At 73.0% G+C, this 15,836-nt stretch carries 12 protein-coding genes; 2 read left to right on the forward strand and 10 right to left on the reverse strand.

Going from position 1 to position 15,836, the window contains the following annotated elements:
* Nucleotides 1–269: 269 nt before the first annotated feature.
* Nucleotides 270–1,070 carry a FadR/GntR family transcriptional regulator gene (locus AB7F12_RS00950; RefSeq protein ID WP_428496828.1) on the reverse strand — a complete coding sequence of 267 codons (801 nt, stop codon included), beginning with the start codon at nt 1,068–1,070 and terminating at the stop codon, nt 270–272.
* A 118-nt stretch (nt 1,071–1,188) separates the two neighbouring features.
* Nucleotides 1,189–2,535: an FAD-dependent oxidoreductase gene (locus tag AB7F12_RS00955; protein ID WP_428496827.1), complete on the reverse strand. Its 1,347-nt coding sequence runs from the start codon at nt 2,533–2,535 to the stop codon at nt 1,189–1,191.
* Between AB7F12_RS00955 and AB7F12_RS00960 the strand changes: the two genes are divergently transcribed.
* Both AB7F12_RS00960 and AB7F12_RS00965 read left to right on the forward strand, forming a co-directional pair.
* The gene (locus AB7F12_RS00960) at nt 2,513–3,529 is read left to right on the forward strand and encodes an NAD(P)-dependent oxidoreductase (RefSeq protein ID WP_428496826.1); all 1,017 of its coding nucleotides are present in this window, start codon (nt 2,513–2,515) and stop codon (nt 3,527–3,529) included. The two genes, AB7F12_RS00955 and AB7F12_RS00960, sit on opposite strands and share 23 nt — an antisense overlap.
* A 48-nt stretch (nt 3,530–3,577) precedes the next feature.
* On the forward strand, nt 3,578–5,023 hold the full coding sequence (locus tag AB7F12_RS00965) for an MFS transporter (RefSeq protein WP_428496825.1): 1,446 nt from the start codon (nt 3,578–3,580) through the stop codon (nt 5,021–5,023).
* Nucleotides 5,024–5,082: 59 nt separating this feature from the next.
* Here the strand turns inward: AB7F12_RS00965 and AB7F12_RS00970 are convergent, their stop codons facing one another.
* The 8 genes from AB7F12_RS00970 to AB7F12_RS01005 all read right to left on the reverse strand — a co-directional run bounded on the left by AB7F12_RS00970 (nt 5,083) and on the right by AB7F12_RS01005 (nt 15,795).
* Nucleotides 5,083–7,197, reverse strand: a complete 2,115-nt coding sequence (locus tag AB7F12_RS00970; protein WP_428496824.1) for a hydantoinase B/oxoprolinase family protein — start codon at nt 7,195–7,197, stop codon at nt 5,083–5,085.
* Nucleotides 7,194–9,275, reverse strand: coding sequence for a hydantoinase/oxoprolinase family protein (locus AB7F12_RS00975; RefSeq protein WP_428496823.1), 2,082 nt, complete (start codon nt 9,273–9,275; stop codon nt 7,194–7,196). Before AB7F12_RS00975 ends, AB7F12_RS00970 begins: the two co-directional genes overlap by 4 nt.
* 52 nt (nt 9,276–9,327) lie before the next feature.
* Nucleotides 9,328–10,020, reverse strand: a complete 693-nt coding sequence (locus AB7F12_RS00980; protein ID WP_428496822.1) for a cysteine hydrolase family protein — start codon at nt 10,018–10,020, stop codon at nt 9,328–9,330.
* Nucleotides 10,017–10,742: an ABC transporter ATP-binding protein gene (locus AB7F12_RS00985; protein WP_428496821.1), complete on the reverse strand. Its 726-nt coding sequence runs from the start codon at nt 10,740–10,742 to the stop codon at nt 10,017–10,019. Before AB7F12_RS00985 ends, AB7F12_RS00980 begins: the two co-directional genes overlap by 4 nt.
* The gene (locus AB7F12_RS00990; RefSeq protein ID WP_428496820.1) at nt 10,739–12,466 is read right to left on the reverse strand and encodes a branched-chain amino acid ABC transporter ATP-binding protein/permease; all 1,728 of its coding nucleotides are present in this window, start codon (nt 12,464–12,466) and stop codon (nt 10,739–10,741) included. The genes AB7F12_RS00985 and AB7F12_RS00990 overlap by 4 nt, the downstream gene beginning before the upstream one ends.
* Nucleotides 12,463–13,350, reverse strand: coding sequence for a branched-chain amino acid ABC transporter permease (locus tag AB7F12_RS00995; RefSeq protein ID WP_428496819.1), 888 nt, complete (start codon nt 13,348–13,350; stop codon nt 12,463–12,465). Before AB7F12_RS00995 ends, AB7F12_RS00990 begins: the two co-directional genes overlap by 4 nt.
* A gap of 13 nt (nt 13,351–13,363) precedes the next feature.
* Nucleotides 13,364–14,578 (reverse strand): ABC transporter substrate-binding protein, encoded by a 1,215-nt coding sequence (locus tag AB7F12_RS01000; RefSeq protein WP_428496818.1) that lies wholly within the window; start codon nt 14,576–14,578, stop codon nt 13,364–13,366.
* Between the two features lie 95 nt (nt 14,579–14,673).
* Nucleotides 14,674–15,795, reverse strand: a complete 1,122-nt coding sequence (locus AB7F12_RS01005; protein ID WP_428496817.1) for an LLM class flavin-dependent oxidoreductase — start codon at nt 15,793–15,795, stop codon at nt 14,674–14,676.
* Between the last annotated feature and the right edge of the window lie 41 nt (nt 15,796–15,836).

Genomic DNA, 15,836 nt, shown 5'->3' on the forward strand with positions numbered 1-15,836 from the left:
GAACCTCCCGCGAAGGATTGGGATGCCGCCCGGAAACCCGTCACCAGCGGCAGCGGCGGCTAACAAGGATAATGATACTTCCAATAGGAGCCGGGTCAACCCTCGACCGCAGCCGGGCGGCACCGGCAGGGAGCGTGCGCGCACGCAGCGCCGCGGACCGGGCGGTGCAGGCCGGGCTCGAGGCCCCGGGGACGGGCCGGTGGCGGCGCGGGCCGCCGCCCTCCCAGCGCGGCGACACGCGCGCGCCGGACCCGGACGGGGGACTCTGCTCAGGCGGTGATGTCGCGCCAGCGCAGCGGCCGGTCCAGGACCGCCGGGTAGTCCGACTCCAGGTACCGCCGAAGGTCGCGGACGTGCTGGCGCATGGCCCAGCGCGAGCCCTCCGCGTCGCGGGCCGCGATCGCGTCGGCGACGTTGCGGTGCGCCCGCGTCACCTCGCGGCGGTGGTCGGTGCGGTAGGCGATCCCGCGGATCTGGCCCTCGGTGATGATGTGGAGGGCCGAGATCAGCTGCTCCAGCAGGCGGTTGCCGGCCGCCGCGGCGACCGCGTAGTGGAACCGGTGGTTCTCGGCGAGGAAGTTCTCCTCGTCGTCCAGGAAGGCCTCCATGCCGTCGACCGAGTCGACGATCGTCGCGATGGTCTCGTCGGAGCCGTTGCTCGCGGCGAGGCCCGCCAGCTCGGGTTCGAGGACCTCGCGGGCCTGGACGAGCGTCCGGAAGGGCATCTCGCGCCGCTGCAGGAAGAGGCCGAGCACACCCGCGAAGTCACGGGCGTCGGGCTCCGCGGTGACGGCACCCCCGGCCGGACCGGCCTTCACGGTGATCACGCCGTTCATCTCCAGGAACCGCAGCGCCTCGCGCAGCGTGCCCCGGGCGACACCGAAGCGCTCGATCATCTCGCGCTCGCTCGCGAGCATCGTGCCCGGCGCCAGTCGGCCGATCGTGACGTCGTCGACGATCATCTGGGCGACCGAGACGGCCGCCTTCCGGCTGCGTCGGACCTCTTCGCGGCGCCGGGGAGACCGGCCGAGCCGGTCGTTCTGATTACTCTCTGCGGACACGTCGGTCACCGGCGGCCACATCCCCACGTCCCGCCGGGCGACACCGACGCTCGAACCATGACCCTGATTGTAGCCGATGCCCCGATCCGGGCGCCGGGAACCGCGCGGCGCCGCGCGGTTCCCGGTGTCAGCCGCCGGCCGCGCCGCGGCCCGCCACCCGGCCCAGCGTGATACCGGCCGCGAGGTGGAGCCCGCCCAGGCCCACCGTCGCGTTGATCGAGCCGGTGCAGTCGCCGACGGCGAACAGGTTCGGGATCGGCGACCCGGCGGCGTCGAAGGCCTGCATGTCCTGGGAGACACGGACGCCCCCGGAGCTGATGTTGGTCCCGACGACCATCGGCGCGACGGTGAACGGCGGCTCGACGATCCCCACACCGTCGCGCGGGAACACAACCCGGCCGAACTCCGGGTCCGCACCGGCGCCGACGGCGGCGTTCCACCGCTCCACCGTCGCGGCGAGCACGGCCGGTTCCGCCCCGATCCCCCGGGCGACGCCCGCGAGGGTGTCGAACTGCTTGCGGGCGCCCGGCATGTCGGCGAGCAGCTGCGCCTTGCCGGCCGCCGTCCGGGAATCGCACAGGTAGTACGCGATCGCCCCCGGCAGCCTGCGCAGCGCGACGAGACGCTCGTGCTCCGGTCCGGCCTCGTCGTGGAACCGCTCGCCGTCCTCGGTGACGGCGATGCAGTCCTCGACCAGGCGCGACGCGACCAGGACGACCTCGGGGACCATCCGCATGTTGACGAGCTGCGCGCCGATCTTCTCGGCCATCAGCTGGCCGTCGCCGAGGTTCCCGTCCAGGCCGGGATGGGGTGACGTGGGGTCCAGGTCCGGGCGGAAGCGCGCCCGGAGCTCGGCGCTCGCCTGGTAGCCGCCGGTGGCGAGGACGACCCCGCGGACGGCGCGTACCCGGGTCGTCGTTCCGCCGGGCCCTTCCACCAGCGCCCCGGTCACCGTCGACGCGTCGGTCGTCAGTTCGCGGGCTCGGCGGTGCGGCAGGATCCGCACGCCCAGCTCGTCGAGCCGGCGTGCGAAGACGTCGCGGAACTGCGCCGGGTCGGACAGCACCACCGTCCGGTCGATCCGGTGCTGGCGCGGTCGCGACACGATCCGGTCGAACGCGAAGCCCAGGTCGACCAGGTAGTCGTAGGCCGCCGCGCTCTCCGTCGCGAACCGCGCCGCGACGGCCTCGTCGAACACGGCCTCCGGGTACTCCTCGCGGCGCCGGTCGAACTCGGCACGCATGTCGGCGAGCAGCTGCGCCGGGCTGTCGGCGATGCCCTGCTCGACCTGCAGGGACGTCCCGGCGAACGCGGCGTAGCCGGTCGAGAAGGCCGCGTTGCCGCCGATGTCACCCTCGGCGTCGACCAGCAGGACGGACACCCCGCGCGACGCTGCCGTCTCTGCCGCGGCGAGGCCACCCGGCCCCGCGCCGACGACCAGGACGTCGACCGTGATCTCGTCGGGATCGGACACCGTCAGTCTCCTACCTGCCACGGCCGCATCCGGCCTTCCGCTCCACCCCACAACCAGGATAATCTTAATCCTTATCGGGCGCCAGGGTCACCGGTGCCCGGAACGGCGGGCCGCGCGGGCGGCACACGAGGAGGTCAGGAAGATGCACGTCGGATTCATCGGGCTCGGGAACATGGGCGCGGGGATGGCCCGCAACCTGGTCGCGGAGGGGTTCGAGCTCACCGTGCGGGACGTCCGGCCGGAGCCGATGCGGGCACTCGCCGAGGCCGGCGCGAAGACCGCCGACACCGCGGCCGACGCCGCCGCGAACGCCGACGTCGTCTGCGTGGCGGTCTTCAGCGAACCGCAGATCCGCGACACCGTCCTCGGCGCCGACGGCGAACCCGGCGTGCTGGCCGGCGCGCGCCCCGGGACGGTCGTCGTCCTGCACAGCACGGTGTCGCCGCACCTCGTCCGCGAGATCGCCGCTGCGGCCGCGGAGCACGACGTCCGGGTCATCGACGCCGCGATGAGCGGCGGTGGCGACACCGCCGCGACCGCCGGCACCCTCACCTTCCTGGTCGGCGGCGGCGACGACGACGTGGCGCGCGCTCGGCCTGTGCTGGCGGCCATGTCGCGGACGGTGCATCACGTCGGCCCGCTCGGCACGGGCGTCACGTCCAAGATCATCAGCAACTTCCTCCTGGACGGCAACATCACCCTCGTCCGGGAGGCGCTGCGGATCGCCGCCCGGGCCGCCATCCCCGAGTCGCGGATCCTCGAGATCGTCGCGGACTCCAAGGTCGGTTCGAGCTGGGTCAGCACCAGCTGGGCCGCCATCCGCGGGCACGAGGAGAGCTCGTGGAACGGCAAGGACGGCGTCGTCGCGATGTACAAGAAGGACCTCTCGCTCGCACTCGACCTCGCGCGGACCGACGGGGCCGACACCCCGGTGCTGGAGTTCATCGTCGACGAGGTCGCACCGCACGTCGGTGAACACGGGCTGACCCGCTGAGCGGGCTCGGGCGCGCTCGGCGGCCACGACCGAGGAGACCGGCCGTCGATGAGACGTGAGCGGGCGAGCGACGGGGCCGCCGGGCCGGGGGCGGACGACCCGGTCCCCGGGCCGGTCGCCGCCCGGTTCGGCACCCGGTTCCTGCTGCCGATGCTCGTGGGGACCTCGCTCAACCCCATCAACGCCACCCTGATGGCGATCGCGATCGTCCCGATCTCGCGCAGCTTCGGCGTCGGGCTGTCGACGGCGACGTGGCTGATCGCGGGCTTCTACCTGGCCGCCGTCACCGTGCAGCCGATCGCGGGCGGGCTGGCGGACCGCGCCTCGCCGCGCACGGTGTTTGCGGTCGGGCTCGTCGTCGTCGGGGCCTCGAGCGTTCTCGGTGCGCTGGCGCCCAGCCTGACGGTGCTGATCGTCGCGCGCGTGCTGCAGGGCGTCGGTACCGCCGTCGCCTACCCGAGCGCTCTGGCGATGCTGCACCGTCACGCCGCCCAGATCACCTCCGACGGCGTGGCGCGGGCGCTGGGCGCGCTCGCGATCACCGGGCAGGTGATCGGGGCCGTTGCCCCGCCGCTGGGTGCCGCGCTGATCGGGCTCGTCGGCTGGCGGATCACGTTGCTGGTCAACGTGCCGATCGTCATCACCACGCTGGTGATGACCCTGCGTTGGCTCCCCCGGTCCGACGCCGTCGGGCCGGCACCGGCCGCCTCTGGTCTGCGGCGCCGCCTCGCCGCGTTCGACCTTCCCGGGCTCGCGCTCCTGGGTGGGTCGCTGAGCCTGCTGTTCGTGTTCCTCCTGCAGCTCGGCCGGCCGCGCTGGCTCCTGCTGGGTGCCTGCGTCGCGCTCCTGGCCGCGTTCGTCGGGTGGGAGCGGCGCACGACGAATCCGGTCGTCGACGTCATGATCGTCACGCGGCACCCCGCCCTCGGCTGGACCTTCCTGCGCAACGGGGCATCGGCGGTCGTCGTCGTCGGGATGTTCGTGTCGCTGCCGCAGTGGCTGCAGAACGGACGCGGCTTCACCGCACCGGTGGCCGGGCTGATCATGCTGCCGATGTGTCTGATCGGGACGCTGTGCGCGCTCTGGGCGTCACGCCGGCTCAGCTACCGGCTGCCCCTGCTCGTCGCGCACGTGGCGATGCTCGCCGGGGTCGCGCTGCTGCTGACCCTCGACGAGTCCACGCCCGTCTGGGGGCTGCTCGCCGTCGCGGGCGCCCTCGGGATCTCCGTGGGGCTCACCGGGGTCGCCAACCAGGCCGCGATGTTCACCCAGGCGCCGGGCGCGTCGGCGGGGACCGCGGCCGGGATCTTCCGGATGACGTGGTACCTCGGCTCGATCGTCGCCACCGGGCTGATCGGGGCAATGCTCGGGTCGGCCGCCGACGTCGCGGGGCTGACGGCCCTCTCGCGGGTCTTCGTCGTGATCGCCGCTCTGCTGCTCGTGGCGGATCTGGCCGTGACCGCGGTGCAACGCCGCGCACCGGCCGCCGCCTGACGACGCCGCGGGCGCGCCGACCCCCGGTCCGCGGGAGCCGGCGCGCCCGGTGAGCCGGGTCAGCCGGGGGTCGGGGACGCCTCGATCCAGCGCCGCGGACGGCTCTCGATCGTGCAGGGATGGCCTTCAGGGGCCACCTCGACGAGCAGCAGGTCGCCCGTCACCGGGTCGAGATAGGACCGCTCGACCAGCCCCGGGGCCAGCGGGCGTTCGAGGGTCGGACAGCCGTCGGTCCAGGGCTGCGGGGCGACCGCGAGGACGGCACCGCTGGCGGAGGCGACGGCCAGCTCGCCGTGCTGATCGACGCCCGGGTAGATCCGGCCGGTCGGGCCGGTGCCCCGCGTGTCCGCCGGCACCGGCCGGCGGGCCGGGACGGCCGCCGCGAGCCGCTGTCTCCGTTCGTCGGCGCGGCGCGCGCGGGTGGCGTCGTCGTCGGGACGGCCGTCGACGAGCACGACGCCGTAGACGTCCACCGCCTCGGCCGGACCCAGCCGACCGTGCTGGACGTCGCGGGCCACCGCGGCGGGGTCGCGGGTGAGCGGGTCACCGTGTCCGCCACCGGATCCCAGGCAGAACTCGAGGGAGTCGTCAGGGCCGAGTACGACGCCGGTGGACTTCCCCGCCAGCGGAACCGACGGTCCCTCGGCGGGGTGCAGGACGAACTCACTGGTCGCCCCGGGAAGCCCGCCTGCGGTCCCGGAGAGCGGGAAGTCCTCGCGGATCGCCAACAGGGCGCCGGTGAGCTGCGCGGCGCCGTGCGCGCGGAACCGCATGTGGCAGCCCGCCCCGGCTCGGTAGCGGCCGGCGCCGTAGGGGCCTGACCGCATCTTCTTGAAGTCGACCAGCACCGGGTACCACGACTCGAGCATCTCCACGTCGATCGCCTCCAGGATGGGCTTGCGGGCGATCATGAACGTCCAGAAGTCGGTGCCGTCGCGGTCGAACCCGGCCGAGTTGCCGGCCAGCGAGCCGTCCATCATCATCCACCCGTCGGGCGTCCCGGCCTGCGTCTCGTACGACCAGGTGTTGAGCGCCATCGACGAGACCGCCAGTGGTCCGCACAGCAGCCCCGAGGCCTCGTTCGCCTCCGACGCCGCGATCGCCAGCATGACGCACTGCTGGGCCGCCGTGGTCGCGTTGATCGCGACGTCGATGTGCGCCGACGCCACGGGCGCCGGCGGCGCCGAGTTGACCACCGTTCCCGGCGGGCACACCACCGTGATCGGGGCGAACATGCCTTCGGCCAGCGGCAGGTCGAAGGCCAGCACGTCGGTGCAGTCGCCCACGACGATGGCCTCGATGATGTGCGGCTTCGAGTTGAAGTAGTGGTCGGTCTGCGGCGGCGCCCCGGTGAAGTCGAAGACGAGCTCGTCGGCGGCGACGGTCAACGCGCACGGCACCTCGAAGAGCTCGCCGTGCCACTCGACCCAGCTGGTGTAGCGGTAGACGCCGTCGGTGAGCCCGGAGATGCGCCGCCGCATCTCACGCTCGGCCAGCGACCGCAGGCCGTGCAGCCCGCTCAGGAACCGCTCGACACCCATCGAGCGGGCGGTCTCGACGAGCTTGTCCTTTGCCACCTCGCAGCCCGCGACCAGGCTGCGCATGTCCATCTCCACGATGTCGGGAACCCGGACGTTGTTGAGGATGATCTTCCACACGGCGGACTGCTCCTCGCCGCCGCGGAACAGGTGCACCGGCGGCAGCCGCAGCGCCTCCTGGAAGCAGTCCACGGCGTCCGGGGACCAGGAGCCGAAGACCATGCCGCCCATGTCCAGCATGTGGCCGGAGTTGACGACCCACGCGATCAGCCGGTCGTCGACGAACACCGGCAGCTGGATCAGCACGTCCTGGGCGTGCAGCCCGCCGCCGTTGTGGGGGTCGTTCGCGAAGAACATGTCACCGGGCGCGAGCGAGTCGCCGTAGGCCTTGATGGTGGCGCGGACCGCCTGCCCGCACACCCCGAAGTGGTGGGTCAGCGCGCCGCCGGCGAGGATCAGGTCGCCGTTGGCCTCGAGCAGGGTGCACGAGTAGTCCCGGGACTCGGAGATGACCGGACTGATCGCGGTGCGCTCGATCGTCGTCGCCCCGTCCTCGGCGGTGGCCTGCAGCCGTGAGCGCAGGACCTCCAGCGAGACCGGGTCCAGCACGGGCTCCGTCGTGGCGGGGTTCGTCATCGGTCGACCTCGATGTCCAGGGTGCGGTGGGCGTCCATCCGGGCGGCGGCGCCGGCCGGCACCCAGATCGTCGTGTCGGCGGCCTCGACGATCGCCGGGCCGGTCACGATGCTGCCGGGGCGCAGGTCCTCGTGCCGGACCACGCCGGCATCCCACGGCTCGCGCCCGTTGCCCCGGTGGATCGTCCGCCGCGCCGACGGGATGGCATCGCGGTCGTCCTCGGCGGGGTGCGGCACGAGCCGGGCGCGCACCGTGCGGCCGACGCCGACCACCCGGACGTTCGCGACCTCGACCGGCGCGCCGGAGACCAGAGCTCCCTTCCCGTATCGACGCGAGTACTCCCCGACGAACCGGTCGCGCAGCGCGGCTTGCGAGTCCTCGCCCACGTCGTCGGACCATTCCATCGCGAGCTCGAAGCGCTGCCGGTGGAAGCGCAGCTCGGCCTCGACGCCGACCTGCGCGTTCCCCGGCGCCACGCCGTCGGCCGCCAGGTCGTCGGTGACCTCGGCGGTCAGCCGGTCGACGATCGACCGCAGCACCTCGGGGTCGGCCGGCAGGACGAGGCCGGCCGCACGGCTGCGCTCGCGACGGATGTCGGAGGCGGCCGCCCCGAACGCGGAGAAGACGGAGGCGAGCTCGGGCACGAGGACGCGCCCGATGTGCAGCTCGCGGGCGAGCGCGGCGGCGAACAGCCCGCCACACCCGCCCATGCTGACCATCGTGAACGCGCGCGGGTCCAGCCCGCGCTCGGCGAACTGGCTGCGCAGCGCGCGGACCATGCCGGCGGTCGCGACCTCCCAGATCCCCCACGCCGCCTGCTCGGGCCCGACGCCCATCGCCGTACCGAGCCGGCCGCACACCTCGACGGCCGCCTCGCGGTCGAGCGTCATCTCGCCGCCGAGAAAGCGGTCGGGGTCGATGTAGCCGAGGACGACCAGCGCGTCGGTCACCGTGGGCTCGGTGCCGCCGCGGCGGTAGCAGGCCGGGCCCGGACGGGCACCGGCCGAGCGCGGGCCGACGCGCAGGATGCCGAGCGGGTCGATCCACGCGAGGGATCCACCGCCGGCACCGACGGAGTCGATGTCGAGCATGGGCAATGCCGTCCAGACGCCCATCAGCTCGCCCCGGGTCCGGCGGCTCGGGTTGCCGCCGACGATCAGGGACACGTCGTAGGACGTCCCGCCGACGTCGCCGACCACCGCATCGGTGACGCCCGCGGCCTCGCAGGCGGCCAACGCCGCGACGACGCCGGCGGCCGGCCCCGACTCGGCCAGCGTCGCCGGGGCCCGGCGGCTCTCGGCGACCGAGAGCGAGCCCCCACCGGAGTGGACCAGCAGCACGTCGTTGGGCAGCCCCCGGGCTGCCAGCTCGCGGGCGAGCTCCTCGACGCCGTCCAGCGCGCCCGAGGTGTAGGCGTTGAGCAGCGCGAACTGCGTGCGGTCGTACTCGCGGACGACGGGCAGCAGCGCGGCCGCGGACGAGACCGGCAACTCCGGCAGCGCCTCGCGGATCGCTGCAACGGCGTCGCGCTCGTGGCCGTCGTTCACCGCCGCCCACAGGAACGACACGACCAGCGCCTCGATCCCGTGGTCGGCGACCAACCGCCGGGCGGCCGCGACGGCATCGGCCACCTCCAGCTTGGTCAGCACGGTCCCGGAGCGGTCGACGCGCTCGCGGACGCCGACGATGTCGGCGGGCTCGACGAGCGCGGTCGGAGGCACCAGCCAGCCGTTGTCGGACGTGCGGATCCCCCGGGCCACAGGCACGAGGTCCTCGAATCCGGCGGTGGTGAGCAGCCCCACCCGGCGCCCGGTCCGGGATGCGATGACGTTGGTGACCGCGGTCGTCCCGAGGCCGAACCGCTGGACCGAGGGCAGCAGCTGCTCCAGCGTCGTCCCGGCCCGCTCGGCGACGAGCCGGCAGGCGTCGAGGACTCCCCGCCCGAGCTCACCCGGCGTGCTCGGGGCCTTGGCCCGCCGGACCCGTGCACCGTCGGAGAGCACGACGTCGGTGAAGGTCCCCCCGACGTCGACACCGATGCACCACACCGCGTCCTCCTGGACCGCCGCTGTCGTCATCGGCCGTCGGCCCGGGTCGTCCGGTGATCGCACTCTGATTCCGGCATCGCCATCACTCCGTTCGGGTTGTCGGACTCTGTCCGGCTGGACCTCGGTGCGCGGTGCAGGCGCGATCCAGCTGGTCGAGGGCCTCCCGTAGACCGATCACGTCGGCATAGCGGTCGGCAAGATCGGCGAGCGCGACAGGACCCGACAGCGGCCGTGGGTCCGCGACGCACTCGCGCACGACCTGCATCCGCAATCCGCCTGCGGCCCCGTCGACGGCCGTGGCGCGCACGCAGCCGCTCGTCGTCAGCCCACAGACGAGCACGGTGTCGATCCCGGCGGCGCCGAGGACGGTCGTCAGCTCGGTGCCGGCGAACGCCGAAGCGTGCCGCTTCTCGACGACGACGTCGCCTGCGGCGGGACCCACCCGCGGGTCGATCTCGGCGGCCCTCCCGCCACGGAGCAACGGGCGCAGGTCGAACCGGGCGGCCCATGCCGGGTCCACGTCGGCGAGGTCGTCGACGACCACCCGGGCCAGATAGACGGGGACCGCCGCCGTCCGGGCCCGATCGAGCAGCCGCGCCGTGGCCTCCACCGCCGCGACCGCGCCCCGGTCGGTGTCGTCGACGAAATGGCGCTGCATGTCGACAACGAGGACGCACGGGCGACGGCCGGGTCCGTGCCGAGGCGCCGCACTCACCTGCGCGCGCAGCTCGGCGAGCGCGGCCTCGACCGTCGCCCCGCACGGATCGGTGCTCATCGGCCGCCCCCCACCGTCGTCTCCGCCACCGCTTGCAGGTCGCGGACGTCGACGGTCCGCTCGGGGCCGAGCAGCGCGACGGCGGCGGCGCTCTCGTCGGCGACGACCAAGGTCACCCCGGTGCCACGCAGCGCGCGGAAGTAGTCGATCAGCTCGTGCACGATCTTGGGCGCCAGACCCATGAAGGGCTCGTCGACGAGCAGCACCGACGGGCCGCCGGCCATCGCGCGCGCGAGGGACAGCATCTGCTGCTCACCGCCGCTGAGCATCCCCGCGGCCACCCCGCGCCGCGCGGCGAGGCCCGGGAACCGTGCGTAGACGTCATGGATCGCCGCGTCGATCAGCGGGCGCGGGACGTGCAACGCCTCGTGGGCGAACTTCAGCGTCTCCTCGACGGTCAGCCGCGGAAAGATCCGCCTGCCCTCGGGAACCAGGGAGATGCCGGCCATCCGCCGCACCTCGGGGCCGACACGGGTCAGGTCGACCGGCGCGGCCGCCTCGTCGAACCCCGTGACCGTGCCCGGGCCCGCATCGAGCACCCCGGCCAGGCAGGACAGCAAGGTCGTCTTGCCTGCGCCGTTCGGCCCGAGCACGCCGACGCACTCGCCGGCGCCCACCGCGAGGCTCACCCGGCGCAGGACCGTCATCCGGCCGTACCCGACGTCCGCGCCCTCGACGGCGAGCGCGCGGACGCGGGCAGTCGCCACTTTTCGCCGCCTCACGTCCCGCTCCTCGTGGTGGAGCCGATGACGTCGCGCAGGTCACCGCGGGCGCGCATCTCCGCGAGGTCGCCGGTCCCGACGACCCGACCACCGACCATCACGACCGTGTGATCGGCGACGCGCTCGACCAGCGCGTGGTTGTGCTCGACGAGCACCAGCGCGCACCCGTCGGCCCGCCACCGCCGCAGCGCCTCGACCAGGACCTCGACCTCGTCGTCGGTCAGCCCGGCCGCCGGCTCGTCGAGCAGGACCACCCGGCAGCCGCCGAGGTCGAGCCGGGCCAGCTCGACCCAGCGCCGCACCCCGTGCGGCAGCACCGACACCGGACTGTCGAGCCACGGAGTGAGGTGCCAGCGTTCCAGCGTCTCCTCGAGGCACCGATCGCGGGCCAGCCGTCCCCACCCGTCACCCGCGAGTCCGACGTTGTCGCGCACGCTCAGGCCCGGGGCGAGCCGCGGCACCTGGAAGCTGCGCCCGAGCCCGTGGCGGGCGAGCCGGTGCACCCGGCCCCAGCCGAACGACCGGTCCACGCCGTCGGACCACTGCAGTCCGACCCGTCCGGAGTCGGGCCGCCAGATCCCGTTGAGGCAGTTGAGCAGCGTCGTCTTGCCCGACCCGTTCGAACCGATGACGGCCGTGATCTGGCCGGGTGGGAACGTGACGGACACGTCGTCGAGGGCGACCACCGACCCGAAGGTCTTGCCGACGCCGTCGGTGGCGATGCCGACGATCGTGGGCCGCTCGGCGCTCCGCCGCCGGTGGACGAGCGCCCGCCGGCGCCGGTCGCGCAACGGCTCCGGGAACAGCCCGGTCGGACGCCGGACGACGACGACGATCACGAGCATGGCGAACACGATGGTCAGCAGGTTGCCGTCGAGCCCGCCGATCCAGCCGGGGATCCCGACCACGACGACACTGGCCGCGATCGGTCCCCACACACTGCGCCGACCGCCGACCATCAGGACGAGGAAGATCTGGATGAGCAGCGGGAGGCCGTAGGTCGTCGGCACCACGACCTTCTGCTCCTGCACCCAGATGACCGTGCCTGCCGCGGTGAGCAGGCCGCACACCACCGACACGGCGATCCGGACGACGACAACGTTGGTGCCGACGACCCGAGCGAGGAACTCGTCGTCACCGATCGCGACCCCCAGCCTGCCGAGCCGGCCCGACATCACCAGCCGGACCAGCAGTCCCGTGGCGACGAGCACCCCGACGGCGACGAGCAGCGCCGGCCGCGTCTGCAACGCCGAGAAGTCGAACCAGCCCGGGAAGCCCGAGATACCGGACGATCCCCCGGTCAGGTCGGTGAATGTGGTCAGAGCGGTGAGGAACACGGTGCCCATCGAGATCGTGACCAGCCCGAGCTGGAAGCCCGTGAGCCGCACGCTCAGTCCCGCGATCGCGACGAGCAGGGCGACCGCGCCGGCGCACGCGACCAGGACCCCGAGCCACACCGAACCGGACCCCGCGGCGGTGATCGCGAAGCCGTAGGCGGCGATGCCGATCACGGCGTGCTGGGCGAAGTCGAAGACGTCGAGGTAGCCCAGGACCAGCGAGTAGGCGACCGCGAGCGCGGCGACGAAGGTGACCGTCGTCAGGGTCGCCTGGAAGCCGTAGCCGGCCGCTGTGATCCCGTAGCCGTACAACGCGAGGACGAGGACCTGGATCGCCCGCCGCCAGACACGCTCGTGGCCGGTCTTGCCGGTGCTGCGCCCGCTCATCCGACGGCTCTGCTCGTCCGGTCCGGGAACAGGCCCCGGGGCGCGACCAGCAGGATGACCAGCACCAACCCGAGCTGGACGAGGTTCGCGACGAACTGGCCCCCGCGCGCGTTCACCACGGCCTCGGTGACGCCGACGACGAGCCCGCCCACGATCGGCCCGATGATCCGGTCGCCGCCGCCGATGACCAGCCCGAACAGCGCGCCGACGATGATGTGGAAGACGTTGTCCGGGGTGACGCCGACGACCTGGGCGGAGACGTCGCCGACGAAGAAGCACAGCACGCCGAGCAACCCGTAGGCGAGGTGGGCGATCGTCGACACCCGTACCCCGGACAGGCGGGCGGTGACCACGTCGTCCGAGACAGCCCGCAGCGCCCGTCCGAGGCCCGACCGTTCCAGGACGATCCAGCTCGCGAACGCGCCGAGCGCGACCGCGGCGACCAGCACGAGCGTCCCTGTGGTGACGGTGACCCCGCCGCCGAGTCCGAACGTGTGCGCCGGGACGACCGGGGTCGCGTAGCGCAGGTCCGAGCCGAACAGCAGGTACCCGAGTCCCTGCAATGCCGTCGCGAGCGCGACGGTGACCAGGACGCCACCGAGGTCGTGTTCCTGGGCCGAGCGCGGACGACCAGCCAGCCACCGCGTCGACACGAGGTGGGCGGCCACCCCCGCCGGCGCGCCGACGAGCAGGAGCAGCAGCAGGCGCAGTCCCGCCGGCAGATCCGTCACGGATGCGGCGAGCAGCCCCGCCACGACGACGATCCCGCCGACCGCGAAGTTCATGATCTTCGTAACCCGCAGGACGAAGGCGGCCGCGAGCCCGACGAGGGCGTAGAGGGCGCCCAGCCCGATACCGTTGACCAGCGACTGGAGTTCTCGCACCGGTTGCCCCCGCTCAGCTGCCGGTGCCGTCGTAGGTGAGTTCGAAGGTCGAGGTCGCCGGGTTCCAGCGCGCGAACACGAACCAGCCGTCACCCCGGTCCGGCAGCGTGCCGTTGTGCGTGCTCCCGAAGTTGTAGGTGAGGACGGGGGTCGGGATGTCCTTGCCCGACGTGAGGTACCGGTAGATGCCGTCGGGCGTGGGCGCGCCGCCCGTCGCGGCGGCGACGACGATCTCCGCCTCGGCGTAGCCCAGCACGTTGTTCGTGGTCAACGCCGGCTTGCCGGCCTGCTTCCACGCCCTGGCGAACGGATTGATCGCGGCAGCGTGCGGATCGTCGGCCGGGATCAGGTCCGCCACGACGACCTTGGGCAGCCCGAAGTTGGTGAACGGTGCCGCGGGCCCGAGCTGCGCGAGGGTCGCGCTCGTCGCGTTCGTCGGCTGGGTCATGAGGATCGCGTCGGTCATACCGAGGTCGACCATCGCCCGTGCCACCACCAACAGGGACGAACCGGTACCGCCGGCGAACACCGCGCTGCATCCGTCGCTCTTGAGCTGGGTGACCTGGGGCGTGAGCGAGGTCGCCGCCGCGTCGAACGGAACACGCGTCCCCATCGGCAGCCCCACCGCCGCCGCGGCGGGCTCGAGCACCTTCTGCAGGGACTCGAACGACGCCCCGCTGACCCCCAGGTCGCAGAGCGCGGAGTCACCTCGGCTCTTCGCGAACTGCGCGGCGAGGCTGAAGTAGCCGGTGAGGGGCTGGACGCTGAAGCTGTACTCACCCTTGGGATCGAGCCCTGCCCCGGAGATCATCGGAACCTTGGCCGACGCGACGGTCGGGTCCAGCACCACGGCGGACGTGCTGGTCTCGGGCCCCACGATCGCCACCACCCCGCTCTGGAGCAGCTCGTTCGCGAGACCGACGATCAGGCTCTGGTCGGACCGGTAGTCCTTGACCTCCAGCTCGACCCTTCGACCGCCGATGCCACCGCCGGCGTTGACCTGGTCGACCCGGAACCGGACACCGTCGAGCGTCTCGTTCCCGATCGCGCCGTACACCCCGCTGAGCGCGAACACGGCACCGACCTTGATCGGGCCTTCGCCGGTGCCGTTGCCGGAGCCGCCGCCGGAGCCGCCGCACGCAGCTCCGACGAGGACGGTGCCGAGCAGGAGCGACAGCAGGGCTGCCGTGCGGCCCCTGCGTCCCCTGCGCGCGTGGCCGAGCAGCACGGTTCCTCCTCCGGGGTGGGCACCCCTGTGATGACGATGGTCTGAGCGATGACGCCCGGGGGACGTTCCGGCCGCGGTGTCCGGGTCCACCGGGCTCAGGGCCTGCGCAGGCCCGCGTCCACCATGAGCGGCACGACCTTCTCGTCGAACTGTCTGATCCCCGACTGGTAGTCCACCCAGCTGAGGCCGACACCGCCGACGCCGATCGAGTGCAGCTCGACGAGCTTCTCGACGATCATCTCGGGCGTCCCGACGAGCGGGTAGGCGCCCCACGATGCGACCATGCCCCGCACCATGGCCCGGTAGGTCTCCGCGGGCCAGGACCGGGACCCGCCACCGATCAGCTGGTCGACGAGATTGCGCGCCGCGGCGAAGTCACCGAGCTCGTCGACGTAGTGGTCGTGGAAGCGGCGCGCCTCGGCCTCCGTGTCCGCGCACACGACGTAAGCGGTCACGAGCACGCCGGGCTCGCGCCCGTGCTGCTCGGCCCGCCGGCGCAGGTCCTTGCCCATCTCGGCGAGCCGGCCGATGTCGGGATGGGACTGGAACCCGTAGTCGGCGTGCTTCGCGGCGAAGGCCATACCGTCCGGGGACAGCCCGGCCTGGACGATCACCGGCTGGTTCACCGGCCGCGGGGACAGGTACGCGCCCTGCGCCGAGTAGGTGTCGCCCGCGAAGTCGAACTCCTCGGTCTCCGACCACAGCCTGCGGACGAGAGTCGTCCACTCGTCCGCCTGCGCATAGCGGGCGTGGTGGTCGGGGATCTGCTTGCCGAACATCGCCATCTCCGGCTGGTTCCAGCCCGCGACGATGTTGAGGCCGAACCTCCCGCCGCCGATGTGGTCGATCGTCGCAGCCTGCTTGGCCGCGACGAGCGGCTCGAACAGCGCGGTGTGAACCGTTGCCAGGACGTGGATCCGCGAGGTGCTGGCCGTGATGCCGGCGGCCCAGGTGAAGACCTCGAACTGCGCCGCGACCGGGTCGGTGTCCCCGCCGAGCCCTCGCCAGCGGCCCAACGGCAACAGGAACTCCCAACCGGCCTCGTCGGCGGTCCTGGCGAGCGAGACCTGTTGCTCCCAGGTCGGCACGATCCGTCCCCGCGGGTAGCGGGTGAGAGCGGTGCCGCCCTTGCAGTTCATGGCGAACACGCCGAGCTTCATGGGGTTGTCGTTGCGGAGGGGACCACCGACCGGAAGGGCCGCTGCGGGGCTGTCCATCGCCGTCTCCTCGTTCTCGAGGCCAGGATCGCCTCGATGCG

Origin of the sequence: Pseudonocardia sp. (assembly GCF_050250275.1) — a bacterium.
Taxonomy (GTDB): domain Bacteria; phylum Actinomycetota; class Actinomycetes; order Mycobacteriales; family Pseudonocardiaceae; genus Pseudonocardia.